The 14,519-nt window shown below is 71.4% G+C and carries 9 protein-coding genes; 1 reads left to right on the forward strand and 8 read right to left on the reverse strand.

All coding sequences use genetic code 11. The annotated features are described in order from the left end of the window. The 7 genes from ACZ470_RS16335 to eccD all read right to left on the reverse strand — a co-directional run bounded on the left by ACZ470_RS16335 (position 1) and on the right by eccD (position 8,432). Positions 1-507, reverse strand: coding sequence for a YbaB/EbfC family nucleoid-associated protein (locus ACZ470_RS16335; RefSeq protein ID WP_468427706.1), 507 nt, complete (start codon positions 505-507; stop codon positions 1-3). A 16-nt stretch (positions 508-523) separates the two neighbouring features. Further along, positions 524-3,880 carry an AAWKG family protein gene (locus ACZ470_RS16340; RefSeq protein WP_468427708.1) on the reverse strand — a complete coding sequence of 1,119 codons (3,357 nt, stop codon included), beginning with the start codon at positions 3,878-3,880 and terminating at the stop codon, positions 524-526. A gap of 17 nt (positions 3,881-3,897) precedes the next feature. Next, a complete protein-coding gene (locus tag ACZ470_RS16345; protein ID WP_468427710.1) occupies positions 3,898-4,347 on the reverse strand; it encodes a type VII secretion system-associated protein in 450 nt (149 codons plus the stop codon). Between the two features lie 28 nt (positions 4,348-4,375). Beyond that, entirely contained in the window at positions 4,376-4,696 is a 321-nt protein-coding gene (locus ACZ470_RS16350) for a WXG100 family type VII secretion target (protein WP_468427712.1), read from the reverse strand. 107 nt (positions 4,697-4,803) lie between these two features. Continuing rightward, entirely contained in the window at positions 4,804-5,154 is a 351-nt protein-coding gene (locus tag ACZ470_RS16355; protein WP_468427714.1) for a hypothetical protein, read from the reverse strand. 382 nt (positions 5,155-5,536) lie between these two features. Then, positions 5,537-7,015 (reverse strand): type VII secretion protein EccB, encoded by a 1,479-nt coding sequence (eccB, locus tag ACZ470_RS16360; RefSeq protein ID WP_468427715.1) that lies wholly within the window; start codon positions 7,013-7,015, stop codon positions 5,537-5,539. A gap of 19 nt (positions 7,016-7,034) precedes the next feature. Continuing rightward, a complete protein-coding gene (gene eccD / locus ACZ470_RS16365; RefSeq protein ID WP_468427717.1) occupies positions 7,035-8,432 on the reverse strand; it encodes a type VII secretion integral membrane protein EccD in 1,398 nt (465 codons plus the stop codon). Between the two features lie 349 nt (positions 8,433-8,781). Between eccD and eccCa the strand changes: the two genes are divergently transcribed. Continuing rightward, a complete protein-coding gene (eccCa, locus tag ACZ470_RS16370; RefSeq protein ID WP_468428137.1) occupies positions 8,782-12,765 on the forward strand; it encodes a type VII secretion protein EccCa in 3,984 nt (1,327 codons plus the stop codon). Positions 12,766-13,244: 479 nt separating this feature from the next. On the opposite strand, the gene ACZ470_RS16375 is transcribed toward eccCa, so the two are convergent. Continuing rightward, positions 13,245-14,465, reverse strand: coding sequence for a S8 family serine peptidase (locus ACZ470_RS16375; RefSeq protein ID WP_468427719.1), 1,221 nt, complete (start codon positions 14,463-14,465; stop codon positions 13,245-13,247). Between the last annotated feature and the right edge of the window lie 54 nt (positions 14,466-14,519).

The following is a 14,519-nucleotide window of genomic DNA, read 5'->3' on the forward strand; positions in this document are numbered from 1 at the left end:
CTACGCGCCCTCCTGGCGTTCCTGTCGTCGGTCATCCGTGTCGCGGGTCCCGGGCGGGACGGCGGAGTCCTCGTCCTCGACGATCTCGTCGCGGAGCCGGCTCATCGCCGTCGGCCCCTTCGTCACGGACGTCTCGCTGAGCAGCGAGCCGAAGATCGACTTCCAGTCGACCCCCATCCGCTCGGGGGCGGCGCCCCGTGCGGTCATCCTGGTCAGCGGGTCGAGCGTGTCGACGACCCGGCGGGCCATCTCGGCCCGCGCCTTGTTCGTGGCCTCCAGTACGGCCGCGGACAACTGGGCGGCCGCCATGGTGCGGTACTTGCCGTCGAGGAACTCCAGGCTCGTCAGTTCACCCTTCGCACCGACGCTGACCCGGACCGAACGGTCCGCCGAGCGCGCGGTGACCGAGGCCGCGTCCAGCTCGGCCCGCGCCGAGGCCGCGGCCCGCTCCGCCGCCTTGAGGTGGGCCATCGCCTGGGCCACGCGGTCCTCCATCGACTGACTCAACTCGGTGTCCTCCCTGTCAGCGGCCCAGTGCCTGGGGCGCGCCGCCCTCGTCGGTGCCCCACACGTCCTCGTCCTCGGCGAGCCACGTGGTCCGCTCCCTGTCCCCGCTCTCCGTCTGCGGCCTGCCGTCCCCGGCCCCGCCCATGGGTCCCATGGGCGGCATGAAGGGCGTACTGCTGCTGGTCTGCGTCCCCCGGGGGGCGACCCGGTGCTCCTCCTCGTCGGTGGTCGGCGTGGGGGGCGCCACCCTGCCCGGCCGGCCGACGGTGGACTCGATCACGTTCCTGGTGCGCTCGCCGGAGCTGCCGCCGGCCTCGCCTCCGGCGCCCCGCATCATCGGCGGGTACATGCCGGGCGATCCGGCTCCCGTGCCGGTGCCGTCGGCGGTGGCGCCCGCCATCGCGTCGCCGCCCTGGGGACGGCCCAGCGCCGAGGCGAGGTCGTCCTGGTTGTAGAGGTTGTCGTTGAAGGCGGAGGAGTACGCCGAACCGGGCGATCCGCCACCGGGGTTGTAGGCGGAGAGGTCGGGGGGCTCGGGGAGGTCCGCGACGCGCTGGCGGATCAGTTCGTCGATGTTCTTCTGGTCGGCGTTGATCCGGTCGTACTCGGCCTGGATGTCGCCCATGCGCTGGTCGTACTCGGCCCTGGCGTCCTTCCGGGCCTGTTCCGCCTCCGTGCGCGCCTGGTCCCGCTCCTCCTGGGCGGCGGCCTTCTCCTGTTCGTACTCGCTCCGGGCCTCCCGCTCGGCGGCGTCCGCCCGGTCGACGGCCTCGCGTTCGGCCCGGTCGATCTCCGCGAGCCGGTCCTCGTACTCCTGCCGGGCCGCGTTCTCGTCGGCGCCGGCGGCTATCTCACGGTCGTACTCCCGGCGCGCCTCCGCCCGGTCCTGCTCGGCCTCTTCCCGCGCCTGCTCGCGCTGTTCCTGGGCGGCGGCCTTCTCCTGCTGGTACTCCCGCCGCGCCTCCGCCTCCTGGCGGTCGGCCTCCCGTTCGGCGGCTTCGCGCTCGGCCCGGGCTTCGGCCTTCTGCTGGTCGTACTGCTCCTGCGCGTCGGCCTTGGCCTGTTCGGCCTCCAGCCTGGCCTGCTGCTTCTCCTGGAGGGCCTCGCGACGGGCCTGCTCCTGCTGCGCCTCCGCGTCCGCCCTGGCGTCTTCCTGCTCCTGCTTGGCGGCTTCCCTGTCCTGCTCGTACTGGGCCCGGGCCGCCTCCTGCTCGGCTTTCGCCTCGGCCTTGGCCTGGGCCTGCTCCTGCTTGGCGGCTTCCTTCTCGGCCGCCGCTTCGGCCTTGGCCTGCTCCTGCTCCCGCTCGGCCTCCGCCTTCGCGGCTTCCTGCTCCGCCTTGGCGGCGGCCTTCTCCTTGGCGGCCTCTTCCTTGGCCGCCTGCTGCTCGGCCTCGGCCTCCGCCTTCTCCTTCTCGGCTTCCGCCTTGGCCGCTTCCTTCTCCTTCTCGGCCTCCGCCTTCGCGGCTTCCTGCTCGGCCTTGGCCTCCGCCTTCTCCTTGGCGGCCTCTTCCTTGGCGGCCTGCTGTTCGGCCTTGGCCTCGGCGCGGTCGGCCTCGTTCTGGGCCAGGGCGCGTTCGCGTTCCTTCTTGGCCTCGTCCTGCGCCTTCTGGTTCTGCGCGAGGATGAAGGCCCGCTGCTCGTCGGCCTCCTGCTTGGCCGCCGCCTTCTCCTTCGCGGCCTCTTCCTTGGCGGCCTGCTGTTCGGCCTTGGCCTCGGCCTTCTCCTTCTCGGCTTCCGCCTTGGCTTCGGCCTTCTCCTTCTCGGCCGCCGCCTTCTCGGCGTCCCGCTCGGCCTTGGCCTCCGCCTTCTCCTTCTCGGCCTCCGCCTTGGCCTCGGCCTTCTCCTTCTCCGCTTCCGCCTTGGCTTCGGCCTTCTCCTTCTCGGCCGCCGCCTTCTCGGCGTCCCGCTCGGCCTTGGCCTCCGCCTTCTCCTTCTCGGCCTCCGTCTTGGCTTCCGCCTTCTCCTTGTCCGCTTCGGCCTTCGCCGCGGCCGCCGCCGCTTCGGCGTCCGCCTTCGCCTTGTCGGCTTCGGCCTTCGCCGCGGCCGCGTCCGCCTCGGCCTTGTCCTTCGCGGCCTCCGCCTCCGCCTCGGCGGAGATCTCCGAGAGGGGCCGGTCGTCCCTGTCGGTGATGCTGGTGTCGAAGGCCTTCTCCGCGGTCTTGAAGGCATTGTGGATCTCGACGATGGCCGTGGCGCCCGCCGTGCTGAGCCAGTCCTGTACGGACTGTTCCCACCGGCGCACCGCCTCGTCGGCGATCGCCTTCCAGGTCGACATCTCCTTCGGCGGGCCGTACGACTTGCCCTCGATTTCGATGTCGTACTTGAAGCCCGCCGTCGACACCACGTAGTTGTGCCAGGTGGTGGCCATCCCCGAGCCGCTGGACACCGTCTCGATGTCCGTCTTGTCGAACTGCGTGTCGAAGAGGGTCAGTCGGGCGTCCTGGAGCATGTCGTAGAGCCAGCGCTGCGGATTGCTCTCGGGCTTCCACGCCTCCCAGGCGTCGTAGAGGTTCTGCGCCTGGGTGAGGATGGTCTGCTGGGCCTTGGCCAGGGCACGGGCCGGCTCCGAGGTCACCGTCACGTCGTCGATGGTGACCTCGGAGCCCTCGCCGCCCTTGCCGTTGAGCTGGTCGGCGTACCCCTCGTAGTTCCGTGCCAGCTTGTGGATGAGCTCCTTGAAGATGCCGGCCGAGTTGCCGTCCCAGGAGTCGCTGCCCTCACCGATGTTCTCGGTGTCCCACTTGCCGACGGTGACCGCGCCGTCCTCGAAGAACTTGACCACCCGGTCGAACGCCTTGGCCGCCTCCGTGAAGGACCGCAGATCGACGTAGGCGTCGTCGTACACGGGGATGCCACGGTTCTCGAAACCGTGGGTGGAGTACGGCCACATGGTCAGCTGCGCGAGGGCGGCCTTGGAGCCGTAGATGTACTGGACCAGGGGGTTGGTGTCCCAGTCGAGCTTCTCGCCCTCCTTGTTCCAGCCGCCCTTGTCCTTCAGGACCTCGCTGGTCTTCGTGTAGCCGGGGATGACGTCGTCCCCGCCCGGCGGAGCGTCCTGACCGGACGCGAGGAAGGTGATGTACGCCCGGTACTGGTAGAGGTAGCTCCCGTCTGACACCTCCGTCGAATCGCCACTGGGGGCGTAGAACGGAATGGTGTAGTCGGTGTTGTGCGTCTTCCACCCGCTCGGCGAAATGAAACCGGACGAGTAGCCCGGCCCGCCTTCCTTGTCCAGCCGGACGTGGATCAGCGGGATGTCGTCGTTACCCTTCAGAGTGTCGAACAACGTTTTGCGATCCGGCAGCAAATAGCCGGTGAGCATGTCAACTGCCTTTTTCCAGTTGTCGTTGTTGTTGTCCTCGGGGTTGGCCATCGCCGAGCTCCGCCGCCCTAGTCTTCGTCCTCGGTAGCACCGCCCGGATTCTCGAGGTCGGTGTCGACGTCCTCGAAGATGTCCATGAACTCGTCAGCGGTGATGTTCTCGAGGTTCTTGCCCTGGCCCTTGGCCAGGAGGTCGATCGTGTCCCACATCGCCTGCTCGAGGTCCTCGAAGAGGATTCCCTGCGCCTCCAGGATCCGCTCGACCTCGGTCGCGCCCTGCTGGATGACCTTGTTCAGATCGCCCCCGCCGACCGAGTTGTTCTCACCCGCCATGAGGCCGATGACGAGTGGCTTCGAGGAGTCGATCGTGGTGTCCGACATGCTGTCGACGAGGAACGAGATCGCCCGTCCGGCGTGCGGGTCGTCCTTGAGGATGTTCTCCAGTTCCGTCCTGAATTCATCGATGTGGTTCTTGATGAACTGCTTCAGGAATTCACTGTCGAGGACCGTGACGGCCACGTCATCACCCTTCCGTCACCGGCCGGCGTCAGCGGCTGCCGATCCGGATGTCGCCCCACCGCTGCGAGAGGTTCTGCTCCGTGTAGCGGTAGTTGGAGGAGATCTCGGTGAGCAGGCCGGAGTGGTTGGCGAGCAGGTTCTTGATGTTCTCGACGGCCTGGTCCCACGCCGCCTGCACTTCGCTGTAGACGTCCTTGTCGTCACCGATCCAGCTGTTGCGGAGCTCGGCCAGTTCCATCTCGAGGTTGGCGAGAATGCTCATGATCGCCTGGGACTGGCTGACCATGTCGTCCGCCGCGCCTTCGGCATGGTTGTAGTCGACGTAGATATAGCCGTCGGAGAAGTCCATCGCAGTCCTCGATTCGCCGGGAGAGAGTACGCGTTACGGTGAGATGCGCGGCGTCGGCCGGTGGGCGGGCCGGGGCCGCAGAGCGGTGGTTCCTGGTTTGCCGGGAATCAGGACGCCGACGTGTTGGTGCCGTTGAGCTCGTCGAACACTGCGGTCGAGCGCGAGTACTCGGCGTCGATCGCGTCACTCGTGGAGCCCTGCACCAGACCGTGCTCCCGGAGGGTGCCGTTGAGCTCGTCGACCATGCGGTCCAGGTTGATCAGGATGGTGTCGACGTGCCCGTCCCACTGCTCCAGCAACTGCTTGTACTTCCCGCCGTCCGCGCCCCCGTAATTCGAGGCGAGGGTCTGCGCCGTGGACTGGACGTCCTGCTGACAGCGCTGAACACCGCTGAAGGCCTGTTCCAGCGCCATGATCCCGTTGCGGGTCGACTGTTCTTCCGACTGCTGCATCGCCATGAGAGAACTCCCTTTCGGCGAAAATCACCGATCTGCGGCCCCCACCGCACTCCGTGGGCAGACGAAGTGTCCCTGCGTCACGACTGGTTCGCCGGGTCATGGGGTGGCCAGATGCTATGCAGGCTGCAACTTGTTTGGCAATTGCCCACCGAACCCGTGCGTCACTCCCGCACCACAATTCCGGACGCTCAAGTGAGCATTTCCCAGTGAATTTACGCGCTCATGTGAGCAACGATGTAAAGGCAGCCGGACAGATCGGGCATCCTCGCCGTCCGTCGCCGCGCGGCCGGGCTCCCGGCTGAACGCGAGGTGACCGAGTGAAATCCAAAAGTTTCCCCTGGCGGGCGATCCCCCGGCGGGGCCGAGTGTTCCCTCTCGCCCGCTATTTCCGCGGGCACCGCAGCGTCACCCGCGCCTCGCCCGAGGACGCCGCTTCCGGGGTCAGGTCCGGGCCGCTGGGCAGCATGGCCAGCATCGGGGACGGCATCGTCCGCTCCGGGACGCCCTCGTAGCCCAGCGCCTTCACCCCCTCCTGGGACAACAACCGGTACTTCACGCCCTCGTCGGTCACCAGGTAGGTGGTGTCGCCCAGTGCGCTGCCGCTCGCGCTCAACGCCCTGACCAGCGCGCCCTTCCCGGCCCGTACCGCGATGGCGTCGACCTTCAGGCAGCCGGGTTCGACGTCGGGAGCCGGTTCCTGCACGGGTTCGGGCAGCGCGCTCTCCGGCAGCACCGACGCGCCCACCCGCACACCGGTGTCCGCGGAGTCGACCGCGGCGCAGGCCACGGAACCGGCGCCGGCCGTGACCGCCGTCGGCGGCTTCGCGGGCAGTCCCGCCGAACCCGCCCCGCCACTAGCGGAGTTCGGCGCGAGGTGCTCGGTCAGCGTGTCCGCGCCGAGCGTCGCCACGGTCGCGGCGTCACCGTCGTACGCCTTCTCGCGCGTCCGCGGATCGCCCAGCAGGAGGGTCGCCCCGGTGGCCGTGAGGGGGACGAGACCCTCCCGGGTGAGCAGGTGGTAGCGGGGGTCGGAGCCGGGCACGTCGACCCGGAAGAGCTGTCCGATCCTGGTGCTCCGCCCCGCCAGTTCGGGGCCCTCCTCGCCCCGGCCGGGGACCTCGGCGGGGGCCAGGTCCGGGCCCAGCGGGAAGGCGTCCAGGAAGGCCGCTGACACGGGACGCGGGGTGACGCTCCCGTAGCCGAGGGCCTCGGCGGCGTTCGCCCGCTCGTCCAGGCGCAGCCGGCTGCCCTGCCACAGCAGATACGTGGCCTTGTCCGGCCCGGTGACCAACAGACCCTCGCCCTGGCTCAGTTGCTTGCCGCCGGGTACGTCCTGCGGCGCTTCGGTGCCGAGGGCGAGCGTGGTGGTCGCCGTGACCACGCCCGTCGTCCTGGGGCGGACGCCGGAGCACACCAGCCAGGGGGTGCGGTCCAGGTCCCCGGCGCCCGGCAGCGCCTCGGGCCCGCCCGGGATACCGATCGGCGTCCCGTGCGGCGTACCGGCCAGCGAGGACGTGCCCACCGTCGTGACGCCGACGTCGCCGCCGGCGACCAGCCGGGCCGACGCGTAGTTGCGCACCGGGCGCAGCCGCCCGTCCAGGTACAGGTAGCGGGCGCCGGTCTGCTTGTCGACGACCAGCTTCTCGCCCGAACGCCACGAGTCGTTGCCGCCGGGCCTGATGAGCCCGAAGACGAAGGCCCCGGCGCACACCAGCACGGCGATGATCACGCCGATCGCGGCACCGCGGTTGGTTCTGCCGAGCGGGCTCTCCGGGGCGTCCGGCTCGGCGCGCAGCATGGCCGAGGCGAGCCGGCCCATGATGAAGAGGTGCGCCTGTACTTGGTCGCGCTTGCTGTGCATGGTGGCGGTTCTCCCGGGTTCAGCCGTTGATGCCGCGGAGCCATCCGTAGACGCCCATCGACCAGAGCGTCAGCGGCAGGATGCTGATGGCGGCGAGTGAGTGCAGCAGCTCGGCGGCGCGGCCCCAGTACGGCACGAGCCGCCGGCCGGGCACGGTCCACGAGGCGATGGTGATCGCGGCCGCCAGCCCCATCAGGCCGGCCGTCAGGGTCAGCCGGTCCGCCGGGTCGAGGGCGAGCGCGGCGCCGAACAGCAGCAGCACCACGCCCCAGGCCCCGGCGGTGGTCAGCGCCAGCCGCTGCCAGACGTTCCCCAGCCCCCGGCTGTGCAGCAGCAGGAGCAGCGACAGGGCCACCACGGTGAGGATCTCGGCGAGGCCCGGCTCGGCGGCGAGTGCCACCAGGCAGGGCAGACAGATCAGGCCGATGGCGCCGTAGAAGGCGGTCATCCAGCCGTCGGCCAGCGTGGACCTCACCTCGACGTCCGAGGACGGGTAGGGGTCGATGCCCTGTTGCAGCTGCTGGACGTTGGTCGGCAGCGGCGGCATCCGCATGCCGGCCAGCCGGAAGGACAGGGAGGGCACGAAGCCGCCGAACAGGACCACCACGACCGCCACCACGCCGGCCGCCTGCTCCGGCGCCAGTTCCAGGATGATCAGGGTGGCGCCGAGGGCCCCCGCCACGGCGACGCAGCCCACGCCCATGAACAGCGCCGGGTACACGCCGACCGCCGCCAGGGCGAGGATCGCTCCCGCGCCGCCGGCGGCGGACGCCGCCAGCAGCCGTGCGCCGAGGACGGCTTCGCCGTCGGGGCCGCCCAGCTCCCCGCCGGGCAGCAGCCAGCCGGCCAGGGCGAAGTAGGGGGCCGCCATCAGGCCGAGCGCCGAACCGGCTCCCGCGTCCCCGACGGCGCGGGTGGCGGAGCCCGCCCCGGCGAGCAGCAGCATCCCGGCGGCCGAGGCGGCGACCGCCCGCACCCAGCCCTCCGTCCCGGGCATGGCCAGCAGTACCAGGCCCAACGTGAGGGTGGCCACGGCCAGTCCGCGCAGCAGCCGCCGCCCGGCCTCCGCGCTCCAGCCGTGCGGCCTGGCGTTCATGCTGGTGGAGATGCCGTCGACCAGGTCGTCGATGTGCACTTCGGGCAGCGCGTCGGCGCGTGGCCGCAAGTGAAGTTCCTCGCCGTCCCGCAGACCGAGGGAGTCCAGGGTACTCTCGGGGTCGAGCGGTGGGCCGCCGAGGCGTTGCAGTACCCAACCGCCGTGTTCCAGGCCGGATTCCTCCAGATCGTCCCCTCCGTAACCGATCACAGTGGGCAGCAGATCGGCGACGGGGACGTCGGACGGCACGGCCAGGTCGACGGTCCTGGCCGGAGCACGTACGGTGACGCGGCACAGGCTTGCCGCCTGGGTTTCAGTCATGGGTTTCGGGTTCACGCTTTCTGGCGGACCACGGGATACGCGGTGGCTGGAAGGTGGCAGCGGCGCCGGTCGGTCGCGGAACGCGACGGAACGTCGGACGGGGCACGCGCCCGACGAGTTTGACCGCACGCCGGGCCTTTTCGCAACACCACTCAAGAGTTCAGCTTTCCACAACCCGGCGGAAATTTACCCGCTGCCGTCCCGCCGGACGCTGGCTCATTGCGACCGTAACATCTCGCTTTCGCGGCACCGGACTTCGGGCGAACCGGTGCGCGGGCGGACTTCGGAACTTTCCCGCGACGTTTCCGCGGAATCCTTCCGAAATCGTTGAGGAGGACATTCGTTGAGCGTGATCCTGTTCCGCAGGCCGGCCCGCCGCAAAGGCCCGGAAATGCCGTCGGGGGAACTGAGTCTCCAGGAGCCGCCGACGCTTCCGGAAGTCGTGCCGGACAGTTCCGCGGTGTGGACGTATCTGCCGATGGCGCTGATGTCGGTGTCCATGATGCTGATGTTCATGCGCCCGGGGATGAGCCGGGACAGCGGTGGGTTCATCTACATCGCGCTCGGTGTGATGGTGGTCGCGTCGGCGGGGATGATGCTGGGCCAGGTCATGCGCCGCAACGCCGAGCGCAAGCAGCGGATGAAGGGCGAACGCCGTGACTATCTGCGCTATCTGCGGCAGACCCGGCGCATGGTGCGGTCGTCCATCGTCGACCAGCAGCGCGCCCTCGCCTGGCGTCATCCCGAGCCCGACGCGCTGTCGTCGCTGGTGCGCAGCACCCGGCTGTGGGAACGCCGGGCGTCCGACGAGGACTTCGCCGAGGTCCGGATGGGCGTCGGCGACCAGCGGCTGGCGCTGAAACTGACTCCGCTGTCGACGAAGCCGGTCGAGGACCTCGAACCGCTGTCCGCGCACGCGCTCCGCAGCTTCACCCGGGCCTACTCCACGGTCCGGGACCAGCCCATCGCGATCTATCTGCGCGCCTGGTCGAAGGTGCTGTTCCGGGGGGACGAGGAGCGGATACGGGCCCTGGTGCGCGCCCTGCTCGGCCAACTGGCGGTCTTCCACTCCCCCGACGACCTGTGGATCGCGCTCTGCGTCTCGGACGAGCGCCGCGCGGAGTGGGAGTGGGCGAAGTGGCTCCCGCACAGCCTGCACCGGCACGAGGAGGACGGCGCCGGGCCGGCCCGGATGATCGCGTCGGCCTTCAACGAGCTGGAGAACCTGCTCGGCGCCGAGTTCCTGGAGCGGCCGGGCGCCGACCCCGACGCGGTCCCGGGGCGCGAGGAGCCGTACACGATCGTCGTGATCGACGGCTGCACGGTGCCCGCGGGGCACCGCTTCGACGGGTACGGGTTCCGCAACGCGGTGGTGCTGGACCTGTCGGAGGCCCTCGCGTGGAAGCCGGGCCGGACCACGCTGCGCCTGGAGGTGGACGAGGACGGCGTCGCACTGGTGCGCACCGACCGCGACCGCAAGGAGCAGTCGACGCCGCTCGGCCGTCCCGACGCGCTGGGCACGGTGGGGGCGCTGGCCCTCGCCCGGCTGCTCGCGCCGTACCGGATGAGTGTGGGCGGCGACGACTCCAAGCCGCTCGCCAACGACGTCGAGCTGACGTCGCTGCTGAACATCCCCGATCTGCACCGGCACGAGCCGGCCACCCTCTGGGAGCGGTACACCGGCAGTGCCCGGCTGAGGGTGCCGATCGCGGTCAGCGGCGAGGGCAGGCCGGTGGAGCTGGACATCAAGGAGTCCGCGCAAGGCGGCACGGGGCCGCACGGCATGCTCATCGGCGCCACCGGCTCCGGCAAGAGCGAACTGCTGCGCACCCTGGTGCTGGCCCTCGCCCTCACCAACTCCTCGGAGACGCTGAACTTCGTCCTCGTCGACTTCAAGGGCGGCGCCACCTTCCTCGGCCTGGACGAGCTGCCGCACACCTCGGCGGTGATCACCAACCTGGCGGACGAGGTGGCGCTGGTGGCGCGCATGCAGGACGCCCTGCACGGCGAGCTGATCCGGCGCCAGGAGCTGCTGCGGGCGGCCGGGAACTACACCTCCGCGCTGGAGTACGAGAAGGCCCGGCAGTCCGGGGCGCCGTTGCAGCCGCTGCCCAGCCTGTTCGTCGTGGTCGACGAGTTCAGCGAACTGCTCGCCTCGCACCGCGACTTCATGGAGCTGTTCGTGATGATCGGCCGGCTCGGGCGGAGTCTCGGGGTCCATCTGCTGCTGGCCTCGCAGCGGCTGGACGAGGGCCGTATGCACCAGTTGGAGAGCCATCTGTCGTACCGGATCGGTCTGCGGACCTTCTCGGCGATGGAGAGCCGGGGTGTGCTGGGGGTGCCGGACGCCTACGAGCTGCCCGCGCAGCCTGGTGCCGGTTTCCTCAAGAGCGGTGTCGACGCGCTGACCCGGTTCCGCGCCGCGTACGTCTCGGGGCCGTACCAGCGGCGCCGGGCCGTCGTGCAGGCGCAGGTGGCGCGTCAGGTGGTGCCGTGGACGGCGGAGTGGGTGGTGCCGCGGGCGCCGGCCGACCCGGACCTCACGGGTGAGCCCGACGAGACGGAGCCGGAGCCGGACGGCGAGGGGGACGGCACGGGCGAGACCCTGCTGTCGGTGGCGCTGGACCGGCTGCGCGGCTCGGGGCCGCCCGCCCACCAGGTCTGGCTGCCGCCGCTGGGCCGGCCGGCCACCCTGGACCAGATCCTGCCACCGCTGGCGCCCGATCCGCGGTATGGGCTGACCACGGCGGACTGGCCGCTGCGGGGGCAGCTCACCGTGCCGGTGGGCGTGGTGGACCGGCCGTTCGACCAGCTGCGCGACCTGCTGACGGTGGACCTGTCGGCGGCCGGGGGCCATGTGGCGATCGCCGGGGGTCCGCAGAGCGGCAAGAGCACCCTGCTGCGGACCCTGATCACCGCGCTGGCCCTCACCCACACACCGCGTGAAGTGCAGTTCTACTGCCTCGACTTCGGCGGCGGCACGCTCGCCGCGCTCGATGAGCTGCCCCATGTGAGCGGGGTGGCGGCCCGGGTCGACACCGAGCGGGTGGGCCGTACGATCGCGGAGGTCACCACCCTGCTCAGCAGGCGGGAGCGGTTCTTCCTGGAGCACGGCATCGACTCCATGGCCACCTACCGCAGGCGGCGCGCGGCGGGCGAGTTCGCCGACGAGCCGCACGGGGACGTCTTCCTGGCCATCGACGGCTGGGCCACGGTGCGCCAGGACTTCGACCGGCACATTCCGACGTTCAACGCGCTGGCCGCCCGCGGGCTCAACTACGGCGTCCACCTGCTGGTCACCACCGCCCGCTGGGTGGAGCTGTCGTCCTCGGTGCGCGACCAGACCGGGACCCGCCTTGAGCTGCGGATGGGTGACCCGATGGACTCCCAGATCGACTCCCGCAAGGCGGCGACGATCCCGCGCAGCGCGGGGCGGGGGCTGACCTCCGAGAAGCTGCACTATCTGTCGGCGCTGCCGCGCGTCGACGGGGTGGAGGACGCCGACGACCTCGCCGAGGGGGTCGCGGGGCTGGTCTCCGCGATCGGCGAGAGCTGGACGGGGCCGGCCGCGCCCCGCGTGCGGATGCTGCCGTCCAGCCTGCCGGTCGGGGAGCTCCCGGAGCCGGAGGGCGAGCACGGGCTGCGGATCGCGATCGGTCTGGACGAGAACGAACTCGCCCCGGTGTGGCACGACTTCACCGAGAATCCGCACATGATCGTGGTGGGCGACAGCGAGAGCGGCAAGACGAATCTGCTGCGGCTGGTCGCTCGGGGGATCACCGAGCGGTACACGCCCGCGGAGGCGCGCATCATGACGGTGGACTACCGGCGGGAGTTGGTGGAGAGCGTCCCCGAGGCGTACCGGCTCGGCCACGCGGTGTCCCTGGACATGCTGCGGGAGCTCGTGGACGGGGCGGCGCGGGCGGTCAAGCAGCGGGTTCCCGGGGAGGACATCGCCCCGTCGCGGATGCGGCTGGCCGACTGGTGGCAGGGGCCTCGGCTGTTCATCCTGGTCGACGACTACGACATGGTCGGCAGCGGGCCCATGGCGCAGCCGTTCGCGCCGCTGCTCGACCATCTCGCGCTGGGGCACGAGGTGGGGCTGCACCTGGTGGTGGCGCGGTCGTCGGCGGGGGCGGGGCGTGGGCTCAACGAGTCGTTGCTGCGGCGGTTGCAGGAGGTCAATACGCCTGGGCTGCTGATGTCCTGTCCGCCGAGTGAGGGGTATCTGTTCGGGAGTGTGAAGGGGCGGGAGCTGATTCCTGGGCGGGCGGTTCGGATTGCCCGTCGGAAGACTCTGCAGGTGCAGACGGGGCTGGTGGATGCGTCGTGACGCGTCGTGCGTGCTGGTGCCGGCCGGGGGGTGTTCGCGCGGCCCGGCGCTTGCGGGGTGCCGTCGCGCCCACCCTCCCCCACTCTCGGCTTCGCTCGAGCGGGGGGACCCCCATCGCCCCAGCGGCACGACTGCCCGCGGGAACGAAAAAGCGAGCGTGCCCGGCAGCGGGAACGGAAACGGGAGCGGGAGCGGGCCCGGCAGCCGGCGCGGGAGTCGGCGCGGGCGCGGGCCCGGCAACCAGCGCGGGAACGGAAGCGCGAGCGTGCCCGGCAGCCGGCGCGAGAGCCAGCGCGGGAGCGGACGCGGCAGCCGGGGCGGGAGCCGGCGCGGGCGCGGGCCCGGCAGCCAGCGCGGGAACGGAAGCGCGAGCGTGCCCGGCAGCCGGCGCGGGAGCCGGGGCGGGCGCGGGCGCGGGAGCCGGGGCGGGAGCCGGGGCGGGCGCGGGCGCGGGAGCCGGGGCGGGCGCCGGTGGTGGGCTACGGGGTGGTAGGGGGGCGCCAGTTTCGGGCTCGGCCTCTAGGGAGGACTGCGGCCAGGGCCGCTATCAGGAGGACGGTCGTCAGGGCTGTCGCGGCGATCGTCAGGGAGCGGTTGGTGGAGGTGGGGTCCGGCGGGGGTGGGAGCTGGGCCGGGGCGGGGTCGGGGGCGGTCGGCTCGGTCTTCTCCTGGATCAGGGACAGGGCGGCGTACGGGTCGAGGCGGGGCGTGTCCGACGGGTAGGCGGTGGCGAGCAGTTGCTGCGCGGTCTCCTCCGCGGTCAGCTCGGGGCGGTACGCGCGGACGAGCGCGGCGGCCCCCGCGACACCCGCCGCCGCCAGCGAGGCGCCGGAACCGATGTAGTGGCCGGAGCCCTTGGGCCCGACGCTGACCATCCCGCTGCCGGGCGCCGACAGGTCGGGCTCGTGGGCGGGCGGCGCGTTCTTCTGCCGTACGCCGCTGGGCCCGAAGTCCACGACGGCCAGTGCGCCGGAGACGGCGGCCGGCCAGTACGGGCCCTCGGGCATCTCACCGTCCGGCCCGAGCTCCTCGCGGGGCACGGCGTCCGGAGCCGCGGGGGCGACCACCAGTGCGTCGCGCCGCGCGGCATGGGCGACGGCGGCGGTCAGTTCGGCCCTGCCGGTACGCAGGGCCTGGCCGACGTAGATGACCCGCGCGCCCCGGTCCGCGGCCGTCCGGATGCCCTGGGCGACCCGTTCCGCAGAGGGCACCCCCCGGTCGTCGGTCCCCGGAAGCGCGAGGATCTCCGCCTCCGGGGCGACCCCGGTGATGCCGCTGCCCGTCTCGGGCGCCGCGGCGATGAGCCCCGCGGCGAAGGTGCCGTGGCCCACGCAGTCCTCGTCCGCCCCGCCGACGGACTCCACCCGGCCGGACAGGCTGGAGACCCCGGAGGCGACCCCGGTGTCGACCACCGCGACGGTCACCCCGCCGCCCCGGGAGATCCGCTGGGCCCGGGACAGTCCGAGCGCCGACTGCGACCAGGCGGCCCCGGTGGCCGTCTGCTCCGAGGCGCCGGTGCAGGCGTTGCCCTCGCCGAGGCGGACGGGCAGCGGGGGCAGCAGCGTGGCCCCCGGATCGTCGGCCCCGGGACTCGCCGACGGGGCGACCGGGGCGGCGACGGCCGGTCCGCCGGTGACCGGCAGGGTCACGGCGACCGCCAGCACGAAGCCCGTACACCCGCGTTTCACGACATTCCGCATACCGCGCATGATATGCACACAACATGTACGGCGCACAACGCCAACAACACAGCG

It is taken from the genome of Streptomyces sp. NPDC031111, assembly GCF_055570675.1.